Genomic DNA, 22176 nt, shown 5'->3' on the forward strand with positions numbered 1-22176 from the left:
TTTTTGAGATGAAAACTAATTATGTTTTTTGTCTGCATTTATTTTCTCTAATAGATAATATAATGATGGCAATGCATAGAGGGTTATCACGGTAGCGAAGAATAATCCGTAAACAATGACAGTTGCTAATGGTCTTTGAACATCAGATCCAATACCTGTGGCCAATGAAGCAGGAAGAAGCCCCAAGATGGCTACAGTGGCAGTCATGATTACTGGTCTGAAACGATGTTGAGCGCCTTCTATTACGGCTTCTTTTAAAGCATACCCTTTTTTTCTTAATGCATTGAACTGTGTGATCATCAGTACACCATTTTGAATTGCAACACCAAAGAGTGCTATAAATCCGACTACTGAAGATACATTGAGGGTGATAGCGCGAATATTTAATGCAAGCATACCTCCAAATATGGCAAGCGGTACAACACTCATCAATAACCCGGCTTGTGAGAAGCTTCCAAAAGCGCCGTATAGTAGTATAAACATTAATGCTAGTGCCATAGGAACAATAATAGCCAAATGCTGATATGCGCGATTTTGATTTTCAAATTGACCGCCCCATTTTATTTTTATGTCGTTGTGGTCATATTTGATATCTTTTTCAATTTTAGCTTGTGCTTCTTTGAGAAAGGAAGTAAGATCATTTCCGCGTAGATTTAACCGCACTGTCAAATGTCTCTTATTCATCTCACGAGCGATTGTGCTTTCTCCGGTATTGAGTTTTATTGTCGCTACTTGTGATAGGGGAATTTTGGCTCCGGATTCATTTGTCAACATTAGATTTCCTATTTTTTCAGGGGTATTGCGACTTGCTTCATGATAACGGCAGATAATATCGTATACCTTTCCCTCTTGAAATATTTGGGAAACCGCTTTTCCGCCGATAGCTGTTTCAATAAGGTCGGAGACATCGGCGACATTTAAACCATATTGTGCTATTTTATAACGGTCTGCTTTTATCTGTAGTTGCGGCAATGGAGGTTCTTGATCGATCGCTAAATCTACAGCACCTTTTACTTTTCGCAACGTAATCAAGACCTCATCTGCTATTCTTCGGATTTCCTTAAAGTCTTCTCCATATATCTTAACGACGAGCTCACTATGCGCCCCCGCAATTTTATCCATCACTCCATCAATCATTGGTTGTGAAAAAGCAACGTCATATCCGGGCATCTGTTTGTATTCAGCAGCCAATTCCTCAATTAGATCAGCTTTGGTTTTCCCATTTTTCCACTGTTTGTAAGGAAGTAAGCCAACACTGCATTCAAAATGAGAGGGAGTCCATGCATCTGTACCATCATCATTGCGACCTGCTTGGATCATCACATATGTAACCTCATCATATTGAAGTGTTCGCGCACGTAGTGAATCACTCATTTCCTTTGATTTTTCAACTGTGATTCCGGGAGGCAGTGATACTTGCAACCAGATGGATCCTTCATCTAAGGGAGGCAGAAAATCTTTACCAACAGTACATGTTAATATGATTGCACCTGCAAAAATGATTATTAAAGGCATGAATACTCTCTTTGGACGCTTTAATAAATGCTGGATTTGTCTGTGATATCCTACAGTTAATTTTTCTAACCATTTGTTGTGATATACTTTTTGAGGCTTACGATAAACAACATAAGCGAGTCCAGGTATTAGGAATAGAGCAACTATTAACGCACCCAACAATGCATAACCTACTGTAAAAGCCATAGGAGTAAATAACTTTTTTTCTACACGTTCAAATGCAAATAGGGGAATATAAGCCGTGATTATAATGATTGTTGCAAAAAATATGGGTTTAGCCATTTGCTTTACAATAGAAGCAATACCTAATTCTGTGAGTTGTTCATCTTCATTCTCTTCTCTTTTTTTCAAGATAGCTTCCATCATGACAATGGCCCCATCGACTATAATACCAAAATCGATGGCACCCAATGACAACAAGTTAGCCGGAACATGCGTAAAGTGCATCAGGATAAAAGCTGTCAACAGAGCGATAGGTATGGTAATAGCAACTAACAGCGCTCCACGCCAGCTACCAAGGAATATGATGAGTACAATAATAACCAAACCCATTCCCTCTAATAAGGTGTGGGAAACGGTAGTTAAGGTTGTTTCTACAAGTTGAGTACGATCCATGAACGGATGAATCTGTACTCCCGCAGGTAAGATGGTATTGTTTAATTCATCAATAGCTTGATTGACGCCCTCTAAAACGACAGAAGGGTTTTGGCCTTTAAGTAATAGCACAATTCCCTCAATATTGTCGGAATAGTTTGCTCCACGTTTATCAGAATAGCCTAAAGCGCCTTTTCTTTCAAGATTTCCGTATTTGATCTGACCGATATCTTTCATGAAAATAGCTGTTCCTTGTCGGGATTTAACTACTATATTTCCGATGTCTTCCAATGTCCTGAGAAGTCCGATTCCTCTAATGACGTAAGATTGGTCTCCTCTATTCATAACACTTCCACCTGCATTGGTGTTGTTTGTTTCAATTTTGTTCACTACCTCGCTTAGGGCTAGACCATATTGTTCCAGTTTAATGGGATCAATCTCAACTTGAAATTGTGTCGTAATACCTCCAAAATTTGTAACATCAACTACTCCAGACACTTGCTTGATACGGGGTATAATGACAAATGTCTGCAGATCGGTGAGTTCGCGTAGATCATGTGATTTACTTTCGATGATGTACCGAAATATTTCTCCTGTTGGAGAAGTTAAAGGGTCAAGATTTGCGGCTGCGTTATAAGGCAGTTCCAGATCCGTCAACCGTTCTTGAATACGGGCGCGTGCGAAATAATCGTCTGTTCCATCTTGAAAAACAATTGTAACCATAGACAGTCCAAAAGTACTTTTACTCCGCATAACGTGCATACCTGGTAAACCATTGATAGCTCTTTCTATCGGAATAGTAATTTGCTGCTCTACTTCCTCTGCAGCAAGTCCAGGTACTTGTGTCACAATCTGAGAACTTACATCGCCTATATCAGGATACGCTTCAATGGAAAGCTGTGTCCAAGAATAATATCCAAAAAAGGTTAATAGAATAAAAAGAGCCAAGACCAACCAACGTTTGGCTATAGTATTGTTGAATATATTTTTCATTAGAATAGAGTTGATTAAAGTTGCGATGCACCAATCAGAAAGTCATTAATTTATCTTAGCTTTTCAGCGATGTTTTCATAGCTAGACTTATTTCAATAGATCTCCAAATGCAATTCACAGCGTAATTGATTTCATTGGAATGATATACTTGAGAATGTACCAGCAGTTTTTATGATTTTATGTGAATAAACTTTCTTCGAAATACTATTTATTTTGCATTTAATAGATAAAATGCACCCTCACTGATAATATTGTCTCCTGCTTGCAGACCTGATAAAATCTGTACCTGATCTTTATCTGTGATACCTGTTTCGACGTAGCGTCTGAGATATTTATCTTTCCCAATTGCTAAGAACACATAGCTTTGATCATTATATTGTAGTAAGGATTTTGCAGGAATGAACGCAGCATCAGAAGCTTTTTTAGTAAAGTTGACATTCACATACATGCCTGGTTTTAATAAACGATCGGGATTGTGACATTCAATAAGTATTTGGACACTTCGGGTATCTTCATTTACAATTTCATCGATGTGATAAATGGTTCCCTTTATCTTATCATCAGGAAAGGCTATTGTAGCAATTTCGGCTAAATCTAATTTATTTATAAGGTTTAGATTTTGTTCTTTAACCATTCCAACTACCCAGACAGTGTTCAGTTCGGCTACTTTAGCAAGGGGTAAATCATCCGATTTAATGTATTGTCCCAGAACAATGTCATTGCTGATAACTTCACCACTAATAGGCGATCGGATAATAATTGGCTGTCCTAAAACTAGTTTTTCAGTATCTACATTGAAGAATCTAAGCGAAGCAGACGTATTTTGATATTCTTTCTCTGTAATTTCGTACTGGGCCCTGGCCTCTTCGACATCTTTATCAGTTCCTACACCATGTTGTTTAAGATCTTGTTGTCGCTTTAGAATCAATCTAGCATTTTGATAAGCTGTTTTTGCCTGAAAGTATAGCTTTTGAGTTTCAATAAATTCCGGAGATATCAGTTCATAAAGAGGAGTTCCAGGTTTTGTTTTCATTCCTAATTTGAGATGTACTGCTGAAACACGTCCTGAAAATGGAGAACCGATTTCAGCATAGAGATTTGGAATAGCTTTCACTGTCCCGGCTGTAATGAGCTCCAGTTGATGTGCTTGTTTGAGAACAGTACATGTCTTTAATTGTGATTTTACCTTTCCTTGGACTTGAATGGTATCACCTTTTTGTGTGAAATCTTCAGTAATTTCTTCATCAACTTTTGTATGACATCCCATTAGACTAAGAGAAAGTACAGAAATGATGAGAATCTGTATTAAGTGACTATGTTTTTTTGTAATTGTGGTTTTCATCGCCAAGAATTTTAAATTAACATTTATTTGTGCCTAAGTGATATTTCTCCATGAGGAGCATCTTTATCGCTGTTTTTGAACATTGCAAAGGTGCTTAGGTTGTAGGAGTATAGCAGTTAGAAGACGAATAGAAAATTATTAGAAAATTATTAGAATGATTTACGAGATGCTCAGCTTAGCAGAGCAGATTTTGATCAATTTGTTTTAATATTTGAGTTTGATGGTGCTCAAGATAGGGTTAAGCTGATTGAAGTGTTGTATGGCTATAATTTATAGAGAAATTAAAGCATAGCATTTTTTGGATTACGACTGGGCTGTAATAATTTGTTTGGCAGTTAGGTCTGTTTAAGTGGTCGAACTGCGTTAAATCATTAGCAATGTGGTAAGGTTAAGATGAAAGTTGTTCCTTCATTCTCTTTTGAAATGACCGAGATGTTGCCATTATGCAGTGCAATAATTTTTTGTGTCAATGCAAGTCCAATGCCGTGTCCATAAGTATAGTCTTTGTTTTTACCACGATAAAATGGACTAAAAATCTGTGGTAGATCTTCTGTTGCAATTCCAATTCCTAAATCAACAAATTTTAGCACTATATTTTGGCTGTCAAATAGAACAGAAACAGTACAACGAGGTGGGATAGAGAATTTACAACCATTTTCGAAAAGATTGCTACAGGCCACTTTTAACAAGTATTCATTACCATTTATGGAGATTTGATTGTCGTTTTCAAAATCGTCATCAAAGTGTATGTCAATTTTATATTCGGGATTGGTTTTTTTAACCTGTTGTCTGGCATCTAACAAAAGCTCGTCCACTCGTATGGGTTTAAATGCAATTTCGGCAGGATCGTAACTAGCTTTTGCTAGATCAAGGAGGCTATTGCACAAACGGGCCAATTTGTTTGAGTCATTTAATGCATGATTAATTGCGTTCTTATAATCGTCTATCCCTCGATCCTTACTCATTGATAATTCCAGTTCAGTAATAATAGCCGCAAGTGGTGTGCGTAATTCATGAGAGATGTTCGATACAAAATGTTTCTGTGCGTCAAATGAGTTTTCTAAGCGATCCAACATATCGTTGAAGGTATCGGCAAGCTCAGATAGTTCATCTTTATTGTCATTATTTGATAAACGTAGATCAAGATTGGTAGCAGAAATATTTCGTGCTTTTTCACTCATGGCACGAACAGGTTCAAATGCTTTCTTAGAGAAAAAAATACCTGCTACGAGAATAAACAAAATTGAAATAATAAAAACAATAATGCTATTATTTAATAAATTATGGAGTTTACTATAACCATATTGGTCATAAGCGGCCGCAGTAACAATATATCTTTTACCTTGATAAACATACTGAAGACCTATAACTTGCCAGTCCTGCTGATAAAATTTGATTTCACCTTTTTGGTAAATTTCATCAAACATAGGTTTTGTTTCTTTGACAAAATCGATATCCACAGCGTCATGATAGATTAAATCAAATTTGGTATCATAAATAGCAACCTCAACCTCATTCAATATTTTTCTATTATTATGGTAGATATCTTGCAAAATCTTTTTGTCTACATGAGCATTTAGAAAAAGATTGGCTTTGGTGATCGCTTCTTTTTGGAGTAGATTGTAAAATTCTATCTGTCTGTTTTCCTTTGCAGATAGATAGATTACAGTAGCAAACAAACTAAGAATAATTGCTGTAATGAGGGTAAATAGAAAAACTAGACGTGTTCTTATTTTCATAGTTCTTTTTTCAAAATGAAACCCATTCCGGATTTTGTATGGATGAGTTTCTTGTCAAAATTACGGTCTATTTTTTTTCTGAGGTAGTTGATGTATACATCGATGAAGTTCGTGCCGGTATCAAAATGGGTTTCCCACACTTTATCTGCAATTTCGACCCGAGACAATACTCTGTTGGGATTTTGCATCAGGTATTCCAGCAGTTTAAACTCTTTAGGTGTTAAATTAATCTCTTGCTGACTACGTTTTACAATTTTGGTATGTAGATTCATTTCGAGATCTTCAAAGTGTAAAACAAAATTGAGATTACCAGTTGTTTTTTGACGACGCTTTAATAATGCTCTAATACGGACTAAAAGTTCGCGCATTTCAAATGGCTTTACTAAATAATCGTCAGCTCCGGCATCGAACCCTTCTATTTTATCATCTGTAGTTCCTAGTGCTGTCAGCATAATGATTGGAAGATCTGGATTTATTTGTCTGATTTGCTTACAAAGGTCTAAACCATCCAGCTTGGGTAAGATGATATCCGTAATGATTAAGTCAAAATGATCTTGGGAAAAAAGCTTTTTACCTGATAATCCATCATAAGCTAATACGGTTTCAAAATCCTGTTCATCCAGTCCTCTCTTTATGAGTTCTGCTACGCGCTGATCATCTTCTATAATTAATATTTTCATGGAGTATACGTTATTTATCAGTTGAAACCATCATCGATATTTAATTCATAAACTGTTTTTTACTATGGCGCGCTAAACACATGATGGTTTAATAAATACAAACTTACCATTTAAGATGTTATTATCGTAAAATACCATAAGCAGGTAACCTTGGTCTCTTATCTATATGGAGATTATAATAGTTCATGTATATTCTAAATCCGTGTTGAATTGAAAAGTTGTTTTGGACTAGATTTTAATAAAATTATTATTCAGAAGAAAGTGTTATGTAACACATAGTTATCTTAAATTAACTTTTAAGGTGTTTTTGATGATCTATATGGAAATTTCATATATGATTTCAGTAACTTTGATTTGTTGCAACAAAGTAATTTCAAAATGTCGAATGAATAAAATTATGACTTCGAAACTCCTTTATCGCAAAATGCATTATTGATATAATCTAATGAAATTTGAATTTGAAAAAGATACAAAAAAACAATTAAATTGAGTTTATTTCAAAAAATAATATTTAAGGGCCTACCAAATTTATATTCTAATTACGCTATACAATTTTAGGTTTTTAATGATTTAGAATTCAATAAAATAGTTCATTTTTAATATTTTTATATATAGTGAACAGCTTTTGATTATATTGATTATTTTTGAATCTTAATCGAATAATTAACTGTCCATGGCACTAATATTTAAAGAGGGACGTCCTGTGGTCAGGTTAAGAGCGTTTCGTGCAATCGATGATCCTAAAACTTGCGAACGTTTTATAGAGGGACATGCACATGTTTTAACGGCCATAGGTGTGAAAAAAGTTACATCATCCAAAAATGATTGGATGTATAACCCTGCTGCTTTCGTTTTGATTGTAGAATCTCTGGATGGAGAAAATGTATACGGAGGTGCAAGGATACATGTTTCAGGAGGATCCCAACCTCTTCCTATCGAGGAGGCGACAGGAAACATGGACGCTAAAATCTTTGATTTGGTATGGGACTATGCACAAGAAGGTACAGGCGAGGGCTGTGGGCTATGGAATTCAAGGGAAATTGCGGGCTATGGTATTGGAAGTATTTTTTTAACTAGAGCTGCAATTGCAATTGCACCACAAATAGGTATAAAATCATTATTTGCTTTATGTGCTCCATACACGATTAATTTAACAAAATGTGTGGGCTATCGTTTGGAAAGTGGGGTTGGAAATAACGGCACATTTTATTATCCTAAGCTGGATCTTCTTGCAACAACGATGATTCTAGATGACGTTAATAATCTTGAATTAGCTTCTGAAGAAGATAGAAAGGCTATTTTAGAATTACGTAATCGTGGAAATGTTGTTAGAATTGAGGAATTGCGCTCCAAGGAGATTGAGATACATTATATGTTGCAACTGGATAACATGGACCGATGGAACTTGAGTGAAGTCATCAAGCAGATGAGCAAACAGAAAACTAACAATGATTTTTTTGATGAGAATAATCTCAATATACTTTGATAATATAAAATGTACGAAAAACATTATAATCTAGACTATTTAACTGAGACACTGAAAATATTGAGTGGAGTTAAACAAAAATCTTATACCTATTTTAATGATATCCCTGAGGGAGGAACGATTGTTGATTTAGGCTGCGGTTCTGGACAGGATGTCCTTAATATGAGCCGTATGTTTAATACTAATAAATTTGAATTTATTGGTATAGATCACGATCCGGAAATGATCACTGCGGGCCAAGCTGCTATACAAGATGAATCAAATGTTAAATTTTTAGTATCAAATGTACTTGAAGTACCTTTAGCGGAAACGTCTGTTCATGGTGTTCGGATGGAACGTTTAGTCCAACATATTGGAGAACCATTAAATCTTTTCAAAGAAACACACCGTATATTAAAGGATAAAGGTATTGTTGTTGTGGTGGAATCTGATTGGAATAGTCTATCATTTTATAATGGCGATAGTGCGATTGCTGATAAATTAAACGGTTATTTAACCCAACAAAAAGTAAATAACGGTAGAGCTGCACAATCCTTGACCACTTATCTAAATAAAATGGGCTTTTCGCAGATAACAATTGAAGTTTTTCCCTTTGTACTAAGAAATTATGATGATGCATGTAAATATCTATGGATTGATAAAATGATTGATGAAATGTTTTCATTAAATATTATTGAAGCAACTGAAAGAGATCGTTTTATTGAATCTCAAAAACATGCTGATCAAAAAGGTTATTTTTCTTGTTCCATGAATATTGTAATTGCTTCGGCTGTAAAATAGTATGAATTTATTTCGACTGATATTATTTTTTATAGTAATACCTATCCCTTTATTTAGTCAAATTCAATTAACTGATAATTTTGAATTTTTTGAGCCTGGTTCTGATTTACACATTTTAAAATTAGATAGAGAGGTGACTCCGCAGGAGGTCCCTACATTATTAAAGAAATTTAAACCAGGTGAAAGCCCTAACCCTAATCTAGGGCTTAGTAAATTCAGTGTGTGGGTTGCATTTAAAATTGAAAATCTCAGTCAACGTACACATTACCTTTTGGATATTGCATATCCACTTTTAGATGAAGTGGAACTGTATGATTTGGATAAGGAAGGGAATTTTAGATCATTGGCACATTTTGGGAGTTTTAAAAATTTTAAAGAAAGAACTTATCAAAGCCCAAACTATATTTTTGATCTCAATTTAAAACCAACAGAAAGCAAACAGTATTTTTTAAGAGTGAAAAGCTCCGAACAAATTATACTCCCGATAGCTGTGGGGAAGCCTGATGTAGTTTGGGAAAATTTATGGAAAGAAAATATTTTATTAGGACTGTTTTTAGGAGTGGTGTTGATAATGGCAATTTACAATTTTTTCCTATTTCTTTCTGTAAGAGATTTGGCATATTTGTATTATGTGCTTTATATCTCATTTTTAGGGCTTACACAGCTAGGAATAGTCGGATTTAATTTTCAATTTTTATGGCCAACTATGCCTGGATGGGAATCTGTCAGCATCGTTATTTTTGCATGCTCTAGTAGTATAGCCGTTTTATTCTTTTCGAATCAATTTCTAAATCTTAAGAAAAATGCGCCGACTATCCGCAAGATGCTCTTGGCACTTCTTGTTTTATTTTTAGCAAGCTTTCTTTTATTAATTTTTGGCTATCACCAGTTCGCATTTGAATTAATGCAGACTGCAACATCATTAGAAACAATAATCTTATTTATAGCTTCTTTATATGTACTGAAAAAGCAGTATCAACCGGCTAGATATTTCTTTATAGCATGGTTTATATTGCTAACAGGAGCTTTGATATTTCTTTTAAAAGACTATGGAATATTACCCTATAATCTATTTACAAGTAATTCCTTTAGATTAGCATCAATTGTTGAAATGGCATTACTTTCTTTTGCACTAGCTTCAAGAATTAATATCTTGAAAAGGGAGAAGGAAATATCCCAAGCTAATGAGTTAGCCACTTCACTTGAAAATGAACGTCTTATTCGTGAACAGAATGTAGTTTTAGAACAAAAAGTTGTAGAGCGAACGAGCGAATTGACAGAGTCGAATGAGTCGCTGCAAGCGACTTTGAAACATTTAAAAGAAGCGCAATCACAACTGGTAGAGGCCGAGAAAATGGCTTCTTTAGGGCAATTGACTGCTGGTGTAGCACATGAAATTAATAATCCGATTAATTTCGTCACCTCAAGTGTTGCGCCTTTGAAGCGAGATATTAATATGATTTGGGAAACTTTAGATGAAGTGGAAAGTGTTGCACTTGATGATGAACTGACCTTAAGTGAAAAACAATCTCGTATTATAGCATATAAAGAAGAAATTGATCTGGAATACCTCAGAACTGAAGTGGATTTCTTATTGAAAGGGATGAGTGAGGGAGCCAATCGAACCGCTGAGATCGTTAAAAGTCTTCGAATCTTTTCACGTGTCGATGAGGACACACTTAAATTTGCTGATATTAATGAGGGTTTGGAATCTACGATGGTTATTCTAAACAGTTTAATACAACAGGGGATTGAAGTTGATAAAAATTACGGTGAATTACCAGCGATAGAATGTTATGCAGGAAAACTTAATCAAGTTTTTTTAAATATATTGACTAATGCGATTTATGCGATCAATAAGAAATTTCAAAATAATCCGGGTGGAATTTTAAAGTTAGAAACAGGATTAACTGAAGATGAGTCACTTATGTATATTAGTATTGCTGATAATGGTATTGGGATTCCTTCAGAAATTAGAGAGAAAATTTTTGAACCATTCTTTACCACTAAAGATGTTGGTGAGGGCACAGGTTTAGGTATGTCAATTGCTTATAATACTATAGCCAAGCATAATGGAAAGATTGTGGTTGATTCTATAGTCGGAGAGGGGACCGTTTTTAAATTAATTATTCCGATTCGACAAATTATTTAAATGGAACCTTATCTTTAAAGTAAGGGATATTCTTATTTTTGTAGGCGTGGCATTTACTGCTATATGATTAGATTATGATAAAAGATATAGAAATACTATATATTGATGATGAATTAAATAACTTATTTGGTTTTAAAGCCAATTTTAGATATAGCTATGTTATACATACCGCTTCTTCAACAGTTGAAGCTCAAGAAATATTGATTAAAAATCCTAAAATTAGAATCATATTCTGTGATCAGCGCATGCCAAATGAGTTAGGAATTGATTTCTTTGATCGTATAAAGAGGGATTTTCCAAGACCTATCCGTATCTTATTAACTGCTTATGCAGATATGGAGACTGTAATTGATGCTGTTAATAAAGGAAATATATTCCGTTTTGTCCGTAAACCATGGATAGAGGAGGAAATGATTTCCTGTATCGAAGAGGCTGATAAATTTTATACAGCCAATTCTATGCTCGATATAAAAAATGAGGAACTAGAAAAAGCTTATCATGAGCTGGATAAATTTGCTTACAGTGTAAGTCATGATCTTCGCGATCCACTTACTGGAGTTCTATCAGCTGTTAAACTTGGGTTAAAATTTGATCAGGTCGATCAAATTCATGAGTTATTGGGATTAATGGATGGTTCGTTGACAAGACTGGATTTATATATCGATAGCTTACGTGATTATTATTTATTGAGGCGTGGCGAATTAATGCTATCTACAATTAATTTCAGAGAACTTTTTAATGATATTCAAGCATTCTATAATATGTCTGTTCGGAATAATGATGTAGAATTTATAATCAGTGTTGATCAAAAAGAAGAATTTATTTGCGATAAGACTGTCTTGGAATTAATCTTACATAATCTGCTTTCTAATTCTTTTAAATATCAAAGAAAGGATTGTGAAAATAAATTTGTTAAATTATCTGTCGAAGTTTCTGATGGAAATGCAACGCTGAAAGTAAGTGATTGCGGGATAGGAATCTCTTCAGACTATATCAATGATATTTTCAAATTGTTTTTTAGAGCAAGTGACCAAGCTGAGGGTATGGGATTTGGTCTTTATAACGTGAAAAGTGCGCTACTTAAATTACAGGGTACAGTTGATGTTGAATCTGAAGTTGGAGTTGGAACAACTTTTAAAATTGTTGTTCCAAGCAAAAAAACTTATTGAATTTAGGTTTTTGTATAACCTATGAAAGCAATTTTTGACGAAGTAAAAATTCTAATTGTTCATTTGATACTTCCAATTTCGAATATGTTTCTAATAGATTTTTTCGTTCAGAATAGATATCATAGGCCCGATTTATTGTTTCGTCTAATTCTTCCTCACTCCAAGGTTTATTTAGATAATGGAAAATTTTCCCTTTGTTTACAGCATCTATAACTGCGGCCATATCGGTATAACCGGTCAGTAAAATGCGCATAGGTTCTGGATTAATCTTGATGATTTCTTCTAAAAATTGTACACCCGTCATGCCTGGCATCCGTTGATCTGTAACTATAATGTCGACGTGATTCTTTTTTACAATTTCGATAGCTTCAGAACCACTAATGGCAGTAAGTACTTTATACTTGAAACGGAAAGTTGCTTTGAAAGAAACGAGATTGTTTTCCTCGTCGTCAACATATAATACAGTAATTTTGTTTTTTTTATTTTCCATGTTATTTGTTGTAAAAAGTTAGAAAACCTAGTAAAAGTGTCGCGCAACGAATGGATGTTGTTTTTCTTAGTAACAACATTTGCATCAATTGGTTTGTGTTCAAATGTTTTAATATATAAATTAACAACTTATACATTAAAAAGGTAGATTTTCTATCGAAACAAACATGACTTACCCTAGAATTCAAATAGGGGGTTTTCATTACGTACAAAGTTAAGAATTATTTGAATCTAATTTCAATACAAAGAAGAATCATATAGAACATACAATTACAAATAGATAGCAATTAAATGAAGACGTATCTTTTGAAAAAAATAAATGATAAAAGGTCGCAAAATCACTTTCGGAGTAATGTACCTTTGCAATAAATTAAATGCTTATCTGCAAATCTTTTAAATGAGAAATGGACAAATAATTATCGGTTATGAAAATAGCCATTTTATAGATTTCGTAATTGACAGTAAATACCGCTGGATACGGCATGTTTTGTTAATAGCAGCAATCATAGGAATTCATTTTTTACCAAATAATGCGCCTGCAGAAGTTGATGAAAAAATGAAGGTGTGGAATCTACTGGTAAAATGTATTTCAATTATTATTCTCTTGGCTTTATTTTATATTAATCACTATGTTTTGATACCTGTGTTTATGTTGAGAAGTAAGTTTTTAGCTTATGGAGGTACTTTGTTCGCATTTTATACCATCATTTTCTTAAGTATGTTGATCTTAGAAAGTCAAGAATTGCGGTTTATTAAGAAGCCAGATCAATCTTTATTAGATGGAAAAGATTTTGTGATATTAATCATACTTTTTACAATTTTTATTGCAGCTGTAAGTAGTGTTAAGCTGTTTAAAATATGGATTATCAATTTAATACGATTTAAGGAATTTGAAAATAATACCTTACTGAGTCAATTGGAACAATTGAAAAGTCAGATTAATCCCCATTATTTATTTAACACACTCAATAATATCAATTTTCTCATTTATGAAAATCCTAAATTGGCATCAAAAGTCTTATTGAAGCTTAGTGATATTCTTAGAAATCAGCTTTATTTATCAAAAGGGGATACAATAGAACTGGCAAAAGAAATTGAGGTACTTCAAAATATTATCTTTTTAGAGGAAATTAGAAGGGATAAATTTAGTGTGAATTTTGAAGTTGATTTAAGTGTGGAGGAAATTAATATTCCACCATTTCTATTTATTCCCTTTATTGAAAACGTCGTGAAGCACGGTGCACATCAAGCTATGCATGGCGGTTTGCATGTGCAAATTAATTTTAATGTAGTCAATGAGCAACTTTGTTTTTCATGTGTAAATGCGAAAAAAAAGAAAGTATCTGTCAAAGAATACGGAGGCTTAGGATTGAGTAATATTCGAAAGCGGTTGGACATTATATATGCGAATAGATATAATTTGGCAATAGATGATGGAGAAGATGTTTTTAAAGTATTTTTAAGTATTCCAATAGAAGGGTCGTATGAATATAGAGCAGTTAAGCATTAAGTATATTGTGATTGAGGATGAACCTTTTGCAAGAAGGGGATTGGTAAAATTACTAAAAGATTATACTTTCTTAGATTGTATGGGTATGTACAGTAATACTGATGATGCCCGTATGATTATGGAAACGCAAGATCTTGATTTAATTTTTTTAGATATTCATTTACCAGAGGAGAGTGGATTGGAGTTTGCAAAACATATTCCAGCGTCAATTCAGGTTATATTTACTACAGCATACCCTAATTATGCTTTAGAAAGCTACGATCTGAATGCCTTAGATTATTTATTAAAACCTATCGCTGAAGATCGATTAAAAAAAGCTTTAGATAAGGTAATTAACTATTTTCAGAATAAAGCTTATGATAAACAGGCTTTACAACCAACGGATCATATTTTTGTTAAGTCTGATCGCAAATTATTCCGTCTTGCACTGGACGAAATTCAATACATTGAGGCAATGAAAGATTATGTTATGATACATAGTAAAGACAAAAAATTAATGGTTGCTATGAATATAAAAACAATCTTAAATAAGTTGCCAAGTATGGATTTTGTACGTGTGAATAAATCATTTGTGGTCAATCTTAAAAAGATTGAAAGTGTCGATAATCATTGGGTAACAGTTGCTGGGTTCGAAATGCCTTTGGGTGCTAGTTTTAAAGAGGACCTATTAACGCGTATTGACAAGCAGACAATTAATAGGTGATGAATGAAAGCTATTAGGAGAATGAAGTGATACAAAGGAACCATATGTTATCAACGATATGGTTCTTTTGTAATGATGGAGTTGACATTAATTAACAACGATGTTTTTGCTGGATATGGTATGCGCACTGAAGTAACCAAATACATTTGGACTTATATTAGTTGGTGGATTACTGGGGGTGATACCACCTCCTGAAGACTGCTGCATGAGGCTATACCAGTAATTATAGATCGATTTATCAATACAAAGCATTTCGACACGAATTTGATCCCCTGGATATATCTTCTCATCATCATTTGGCCTTAATGTGATACTAACCTGATTACCATTGTTAAAATCATCATTTACGGCATAGATGTCTTTAATCTGTTTATCGTTAACAAATAAGATAAAACGATATTGATTAGCTTCATTCTTAGGATCGCTGTAAAATACTTTTATATTGCGGGTATCTTTATCTCCAAGCTTTGGCTTTTCTACTATTAAAGAATCTATCGGAACCACCTGTGGCATTTTAGACTTCGCAGCAAATTTATTCTCATCGACTTGAATATCCATGCTGTAGCTTCTTCCGGGCTGTCCCGTAAAATCTTTAGCTACATAAGTTCCTGGAATGGTTTCTTGAAATACATATTCTTTTTCTTCATTATCATAAACAATAACCCTAGCGCCTGTTACGGAAGGGTAATCATTACCTGCGGAAAAAGATACATTACGACTCAGTTTAATCTCTTGCTGAGGGTTTGTATTGTTAATACTGCCTTCAATCACAAGCTTTCCTATCTCGTCATTTACTTGAATATCAATCACTTTTTCGCATGACTGTGTCAAGATAAATAGGACTAGCAACAACATATAAAATAAAGTTTTTTTCATGTTTTCTGATTTTTAGATTAAAATTTAAAATTCCAGGTAATGGAAGGAATAGGTGCTCCAAATATGCTGGTTTGAACTGCTTCAGTTGCATTGGGAACTTTTTTACTATCTCTGAATGCTATTCGATAAGGATCTTTATGGGCGTACACATTATAAATACCAAAGGTCCAACTGGACTGAAAATATTTACCAGGTGCTCCTTCGAATGTTGCTGCTAAATCTAAACGATGAGTGGCTGGCTGGCGATAAGCGTTTCTTTGTGAATAAGAGAAAGTTGTGTTACCTCCAATATTATATTTGCCAGTAGGATAGGTTACAGCTTTACCTGTTCCATAGACGAAATTGCTCGAAAAAGTCCATTTGTCGCTGTATTTGTAAATAGCAACTAAAGATAAATCGTGTGTCCGGTCGTGTGTTGCAGGGTAATATTTTCCATCATTTATTCCATCAAATTTACGTTCTGTTTTGGATAGGGTATAGCCAAGCCATCCGTTAAATTTTCCATATCTTTTCTTTAGGAATAACTCAGTACCATAGGCTCTGCCAATACCGTAGAGTAGTTGTGATTCTACATCCTGATTGACTAGCAATTGTGCCGCATCTTTATAATCGATTTGATTTTGTAAATTTTTATAATACAGCTCAACTGATAATTCGTAGGTATTGTCTTTGAAATTTCTAAAATATCCAGTAGAAATCTGATCTGCGATTTCCGGTTTGATATTTTTGCTGCTCATGACATATAGATCTGTAGGACTAGCGCTTGTTGAGTTTGTTAAAAGGTGAATGTTTTGTGTATTTCTATTATAAGAGGCCTTGATTGATTGCTGATCGTCTAACATATAGCTTACGCTGAATCGAGGTTCTAAATTTAAATAATTTTGAACAACTTCACCTGTCTTATACTTTTCTGACATTAACGTATTGCCTAACATATCATATTTGCTGAATGTTCCAGGACCGACGACTAGCATTGAACTTAGGCGTAACCCGTATATCATACTTAATTTATCGTTTACTTTCCATTCATCGCTTAAGTACGCTGCCATCTCATAACCATACCGATGTTCAACATGCTTATCATTAAAACTGGAACTCGCTGTGGTGGTAATATCTCCTGGTGAAATATCATGTCTAGTTGCCTGGATTCCAAATTTTAAAGCATGATTATAACTTGCATAATAATTGAAATCTTGTTTAAAATTTAAGTCGGTTATTTTTGAAGTTGCCTTAAAACCATCATTTCGGTCCAGTCCTTCAATAACATAGTTATAATTGCTGTAGATGAATGAAGTGTTTGAAAATAATTTACTATTGAAAACGTGGTTAAATCTTACCGTACCAGTTGCATTTCCCCAATTAGTGCCAAAAATGTCCTGAAGGCCCAATACATCCTTACCAAAATAACCTGAAAGATAAATGGCATTATTATCGTTGAATCTGTAATTTGCTTTTGCATTAACGTCATAGAAAAACAATGTGCTTTTATTTATTGTGGTATCTGATGAAGCTTTCAGGAAAAGATCCGCATATGTGCGGCGGGCGGAAATCATAAATGAACCTTTATCCTTTACGATTGGCCCTTCAACTTTAATGCGGGAGGCAATCATTCCGATACCGCCTTGAACGGTTATTTTTTTATTATTCCCTTCATTCATTTTTACATCTAAGACAGACGATAATCTTCCGCCATATTCAGCAGGCATACCACCTTTATAGATGCTCACATCTTTGATCGCATCTGAATTGAATGTTGAAAAGAAGCCTAATAGATGAGAGGCGTTGTAAACAGTAGCTTCATCCAATAAAATTAAATTTTGATCTGAACCTCCTCCACGGACATAAAAACCAGTATTTCCCTCACCGGAACTTTTTATTCCCGGCATCAGTGTAATACTTTTTAATACATCCTGCTCACCTAAAACGACTGGTAGCTGATTAATTTGCTTCATGTTGAGCTTTTCAACACCCATTTGCGGAGACGAAATATTCTTGTTGTTTTTTCTGTTCGTAGATATGACCACTTCTTCAAGCATCGCTTGAGACTGCAATGCTATATTCAAAACAAAATTTTTATCTAAGGTGATGGTATCTGTATAGGTCTTGTAACCGATGTAGGAGCTTATCAGTACATATCGTCCTTCTGGTCCACCAATTGAATAAAAACCATATGAATTACTTAAACTGCCGGACTGTGGTAATTCCTGAAGTTTAACCGAAGCACCAATTAGTGTTTCGCCGGTTGATATATCTGTTATAGTTCCTGATATGTTGTATCGCTTTTGGGCAATACCTATATTGGTGATTGATACTAAAAATAATAGAAAAGATAGTGGTTTTAACATATTTCAAATTTTCTACGAAAGTAGAGGTTTGGCAGAATGAAATATTTACTATTATAGGAACGCTGGTAGATATTATAGGAACATGCGATTTTGAGTGCTTTTTTAGAATATCGTATTGAGATGATCGATATCTTGATTCCGTTGGGATTAATTACATTGCCTAATCATCTAACGCATGTCCGCAATGAAAAGCGACGAATCATCCCAACGCTTATGTTCGAATCCAGGGAAAACAAAAAAAGCCTCACATTTGTGAAGCTTTTTTGTGATCCCGCTGGGATTCGAACCCAGGACCCATACATTAAAAGTGTATTGCTCTACCAGCTGAGCTACGGAATCCTTTCTTAATTGGAAGTGTATCCCTTTTTGAAAGTGATGCAAAGATATAGTTTATAGTACTATAGTCCAAATAAAATTTATTATTTAACCCTAAGTCCCTAGTACACCGATATATTTATTTATATAATGCTCTTTATCTCGGGATTTATATTGCTGTATATAGCGTGGGTGATCTAGAATCATTAAATTTTCAAATAAATGCTCTTCTTTATTTATCTTTTCAATAAACGTTGCATTCTTTTTTCCTAATACAAATACGTTAGTTGTATCCAGGCCTAAGCTTATGTGTTTTTTTAGAGATTCGATCATAAATGGCTTAACCATTGCAAACAAGTTTCTATCATCATAATAGTTTGCATTGATCCATTTGTTTTCCTTTGTTCTGCGGACAATGGCTAATGGGAAGGGTGAATTGATGTAAAATTGTCGATAAAAAGTTTGTGTACCACCAAATTCCTTAATCATGTCATAAAGAAAAACGGAAGATATTTCATGGGTATGTGCAGATTTCATGGGGATACCACAGATGTGTTCTAACCTTTTGGTGTCTGTAAATGGTACGCCTGTGACCCCTGCGCCGTGACGGCTAGGATTGATTCCTATAATAAATTTTCTAGGAGCAGTGTCGTCGTAATACTTGTTGTAAAACTTTTCCATAACGATTAAGGTCTCCGGGTTTTCAAAGTAAGGATTTAATACTCGAAAGTCATCTGGAAGATTTCCTGAGTAATGTAATTGTTTATTAAACTCAATTATTTGTGTTGCTACAGTCTTGGCGTTGTCCATACCTTGATTTTAATATTCTATTTATTCACAAATTAATTATTTTCTGAGATATGACGTATACAAATACTGACCTATCACAATTTAATAACAACAAAAGCCAATCGAAAGATTGGCTTTTGTGTTTTCTGGTAAGTGTAATTATGTAAAATGTCTACTGCTCTAATTATTTTTGAACATTATTTCAGTAGATATGATCTATTTAAATATCGTTAGTACATGCAGTTTGCTTTAAAAATTGATTTTCGATCCTACAGCAAGTTTGTTGTTTTTTGCAAATACGCCACATAAATGAAATAGAAGTCTAGCACCTACGTTACCATCCCAGTCGTCTTCTCCGGGAGCAACTTCAACTAAATCAATACCAATAATGTTTTTATCGCTATTAGCCAATCGACTTAACAAGTAAGTTGCTTGTTCATAAGACAGTCCCCCAGGTACCGGAGTTCCGGTGTTTGGACAGTACCAACGCTGTAAAGCATCAATATCAAAACTGACCGCTACATTTTCCGGTAATTGTGCTAGAATTTCATCACATTGATCTTTCCAAATTTTTCCTTCAAAGCTATTTGCTTTTAGATCTGTGTCAGTAAATACTTTTACTTTATTTGAAGTTTGAACTGCTTCCAATTCTCCTTCACTAAAATCGCGAATACCAACCTGAACGATTTTTTCCAATTGTGGAAGTTTGATCGCGTTGAACATAATTGATGCGTGAGAGTAGGTAAAACCTTCATAAGCATTGCGTAAATCCATGTGTGCATCGAAATGTAAAATTCCAAATGAATCATGGTTTTCAGCTAAAGCTTCATAATATCCCAAAGGTGTAGAATGGTCTCCGCCTAAAAGAATTACTTTCTTACCTTTATTCATCCAATACAATGAGCGTTCTTTTACTTCGTCATTGAATTGTTTGGAAGCTTTATTTATTTCTTCTAAATACCCTCTTAGTGTAACGTCATTTTCAATATCTTCACCATTTTCTAACGCCTCTATAATAGGTTGCGCTAAACTTTTATATTTTTCACTGTTTTCCGACCAGTGCGCAGGAGTTTCATCCATGAAAATTCCTAATTTCCATAAATCCGGAAATTCCTGGTGCAGTAAATCAACCTGAAATGAGGCATTTAAAATAGCATCAGGACCATTACTGGCACCGCTTCCATAACTTACAGTTACTTCCCAAGGTGCGGGTACAACAATAATATCACTTTCTTCAGCTGTAAAGGGAAGCCCGTATATGCTGGAATCTGGTAAGCCAGGTTGTGATGGATCGAAATTTTCAATTTTTGTTTGCTTTGTCGACATGTTATGAATCACTAGTTGAACTGCAAATATAAAAAAACTTACCTGCGTTAAAAAGGATATCTTGAGCCATGGTAGGGAGGGTAAATGAACAAATAAAGGTTCGGGAATTTAGGCTATCTTTACAGTCTACTAAAAGTATAAGAAATAAAATGGCAGAACAACGTATCCATATTTGGACAGGGACATCAAATAAAACGGAAGAACAATTTTATAAATATTTTGACCAAAGCAAATTTATTAAGGATTATAATCGATTTAAAACGGATGAAACCTATGCGAGAAATGCACCTGACTTTAATCTCCGTTCACAGTTTAGCAAAGCAATTGACAAACAGTATGATTATGATGTAGATTGGATCACTGTTTACTTTAGTCGCAAAAAAATGAGTATTCAAGCTGCTATAGAAGAACTGCCTATATGGAATGATCAAACAGAAGTAGCAATCTATCAGGCATGTGTTGATAAAGGAATTTCAAATGTGAATGCCATATTATGTTATGCTGATGCCGAATTGATCATAGACAAACCAATTGGAAATTACAACGATATGATCTATATAGGTTGTTTTAATATTCCGGCTTAGTATATCCTAACAAATCAGTACGTAATTAAGGTGATGCTTCGTTCGAATTTTCATATCGATTCCATAAAAGGAGCTAATGTAACATGTGCTCCTTTTATGGAATCGGCAGCGAGCGAATTTAAGTTCTTTTTGAAAGAATCCAATAATTATAAACAATGGAAAGACAGTGTCTATTTATTTGTCTGACCTGCATGTTATAGATTATTCATGAAATCTATATATTGGGTAACACTTTTTTCAATCCATTCCTCTGAACTGTCTTGTTCTCGGCCATAATAAGCAAAGAATGGTTGATAATCGGCTTTTATATATTCAAAAGTTAATTCAAAATTTCGGGTCAGTTCCTTTATTGTGTATTTATACTTTCCGTTAGCAGCGTACTCTTCCTCATCTATGCCGATCGACATTGCTAGAGCAATCTTTTTTCCTGAGACTTTGTAGCCACTCTTGCTTCCGTATGCCCATCCATAAGTAAAAACCTCATCTAGCCATTTTTTTAATAACGGAGGGCAATTAAACCAATAAAACGGAAATTGAAATACAATTTTATCATACTGCTCTATCAATTTCTGTTCTGCTACAACATCAATCTTTTCATTTGGATAGATGGCATGTAATTGATGGATGTGATATTGCTCAGGATGCTTGTTTAATTCCTCCATCCATCTTTTATTGATTATGGAATTTTCTGCATCGGGATGAATAACAATTACTAATGTTTTCAAATGTCTTTTAATTTTAAAATTCTCATACAAAAGTAATTGATGAAGCATAAATTTTGTAGGTTAG

General features: G+C 34.2%; 17 protein-coding genes and 1 tRNA gene. 7 read left to right on the forward strand and 11 right to left on the reverse strand.

Annotation, left to right across the window (positions count from 1 at the left end; genetic code table 11):
- Nucleotides 1-15: 15 nt before the first annotated feature.
- The 4 genes from HCX49_RS22120 to HCX49_RS22135 form a co-directional block, all read right to left on the reverse strand.
- Entirely contained in the window at nt 16-3102 is a 3087-nt protein-coding gene (locus tag HCX49_RS22120) for an efflux RND transporter permease subunit (RefSeq protein WP_168128170.1), read from the reverse strand.
- A gap of 208 nt (nt 3103-3310) precedes the next feature.
- Nucleotides 3311-4444, reverse strand: a complete 1134-nt coding sequence (locus HCX49_RS22125; protein WP_168128171.1) for an efflux RND transporter periplasmic adaptor subunit — start codon at nt 4442-4444, stop codon at nt 3311-3313.
- 371 nt (nt 4445-4815) lie between these two features.
- On the reverse strand, nt 4816-6183 hold the full coding sequence (locus HCX49_RS22130) for a sensor histidine kinase (RefSeq protein ID WP_132843163.1): 1368 nt from the start codon (nt 6181-6183) through the stop codon (nt 4816-4818).
- Nucleotides 6180-6863, reverse strand: a complete 684-nt coding sequence (locus HCX49_RS22135; protein WP_021189661.1) for a response regulator transcription factor — start codon at nt 6861-6863, stop codon at nt 6180-6182. The genes HCX49_RS22130 and HCX49_RS22135 overlap by 4 nt, the downstream gene beginning before the upstream one ends.
- Before the next feature lie 673 nt (nt 6864-7536).
- On the opposite strand from HCX49_RS22135, the gene HCX49_RS22140 reads away from it, so the two are divergent.
- From HCX49_RS22140 to HCX49_RS22155, 4 genes are all read left to right on the forward strand, one after another.
- Complete coding sequence (locus HCX49_RS22140; protein WP_168128172.1) at nt 7537-8349, forward strand: hypothetical protein; 813 nt, start codon at nt 7537-7539, stop codon at nt 8347-8349.
- 9 nt (nt 8350-8358) lie between these two features.
- Nucleotides 8359-9129, forward strand: coding sequence for a methyltransferase domain-containing protein (locus HCX49_RS22145; protein WP_168128173.1), 771 nt, complete (start codon nt 8359-8361; stop codon nt 9127-9129).
- A gap of 1 nt (nt 9130) precedes the next feature.
- Entirely contained in the window at nt 9131-11281 is a 2151-nt protein-coding gene (locus tag HCX49_RS22150) for a 7TM diverse intracellular signaling domain-containing protein (protein WP_168128174.1), read from the forward strand.
- Between the two features lie 74 nt (nt 11282-11355).
- The gene (locus HCX49_RS22155; protein WP_168128175.1) at nt 11356-12450 is read left to right on the forward strand and encodes a sensor histidine kinase; all 1095 of its coding nucleotides are present in this window, start codon (nt 11356-11358) and stop codon (nt 12448-12450) included.
- Nucleotides 12451-12469: 19 nt separating this feature from the next.
- Here HCX49_RS22155 and HCX49_RS22160 read toward each other — a convergent pair whose 3' ends face one another.
- The gene (locus HCX49_RS22160) at nt 12470-12940 is read right to left on the reverse strand and encodes a response regulator (RefSeq protein ID WP_021189665.1); all 471 of its coding nucleotides are present in this window, start codon (nt 12938-12940) and stop codon (nt 12470-12472) included.
- Nucleotides 12941-13336: 396 nt separating this feature from the next.
- Here HCX49_RS22160 and HCX49_RS22165 point away from each other — a divergent pair, with 396 nt between their 5' ends.
- Together HCX49_RS22165 and HCX49_RS22170 are read left to right on the forward strand one after the other, a co-directional pair.
- Nucleotides 13337-14449, forward strand: a complete 1113-nt coding sequence (locus HCX49_RS22165; RefSeq protein WP_168128176.1) for a sensor histidine kinase — start codon at nt 13337-13339, stop codon at nt 14447-14449.
- Nucleotides 14424-15152: a LytR/AlgR family response regulator transcription factor gene (locus tag HCX49_RS22170; protein ID WP_168128177.1), complete on the forward strand. Its 729-nt coding sequence runs from the start codon at nt 14424-14426 to the stop codon at nt 15150-15152. Before HCX49_RS22165 ends, HCX49_RS22170 begins: the two co-directional genes overlap by 26 nt.
- A gap of 87 nt (nt 15153-15239) precedes the next feature.
- On the opposite strand, the gene HCX49_RS22175 is transcribed toward HCX49_RS22170, so the two are convergent.
- From HCX49_RS22175 to HCX49_RS22195, 5 genes are all read right to left on the reverse strand, one after another.
- Nucleotides 15240-16028 (reverse strand): DUF4249 domain-containing protein, encoded by a 789-nt coding sequence (locus tag HCX49_RS22175; RefSeq protein WP_168128178.1) that lies wholly within the window; start codon nt 16026-16028, stop codon nt 15240-15242.
- A 17-nt stretch (nt 16029-16045) separates the two neighbouring features.
- A complete protein-coding gene (locus HCX49_RS22180) occupies nt 16046-18373 on the reverse strand; it encodes a TonB-dependent receptor (protein ID WP_168128179.1) in 2328 nt (775 codons plus the stop codon).
- Nucleotides 18374-18639: 266 nt separating this feature from the next.
- Nucleotides 18640-18712 (reverse strand) — tRNA-Lys (locus tag HCX49_RS22185).
- Between the two features lie 90 nt (nt 18713-18802).
- Entirely contained in the window at nt 18803-19498 is a 696-nt protein-coding gene (locus tag HCX49_RS22190; protein ID WP_168128180.1) for an SMUG2 DNA glycosylase family protein, read from the reverse strand.
- A 228-nt stretch (nt 19499-19726) separates the two neighbouring features.
- The gene (locus tag HCX49_RS22195; protein ID WP_168128181.1) at nt 19727-20803 is read right to left on the reverse strand and encodes an agmatinase family protein; all 1077 of its coding nucleotides are present in this window, start codon (nt 20801-20803) and stop codon (nt 19727-19729) included.
- Nucleotides 20804-20952: 149 nt separating this feature from the next.
- On the opposite strand from HCX49_RS22195, the gene HCX49_RS22200 reads away from it, so the two are divergent.
- Nucleotides 20953-21387: an immunity 22 family protein gene (locus tag HCX49_RS22200; RefSeq protein WP_021191445.1), complete on the forward strand. Its 435-nt coding sequence runs from the start codon at nt 20953-20955 to the stop codon at nt 21385-21387.
- Nucleotides 21388-21581: 194 nt separating this feature from the next.
- Here the strand turns inward: HCX49_RS22200 and HCX49_RS22205 are convergent, their stop codons facing one another.
- On the reverse strand, nt 21582-22112 hold the full coding sequence (locus HCX49_RS22205; protein ID WP_168128182.1) for an NAD(P)H-dependent oxidoreductase: 531 nt from the start codon (nt 22110-22112) through the stop codon (nt 21582-21584).
- Nucleotides 22113-22176: the final 64 nt, after the last annotated feature.

The organism is Sphingobacterium sp. B16(2022) (assembly GCF_012030425.1).
Classification (GTDB): domain Bacteria; phylum Bacteroidota; class Bacteroidia; order Sphingobacteriales; family Sphingobacteriaceae; genus Sphingobacterium; species Sphingobacterium anhuiense.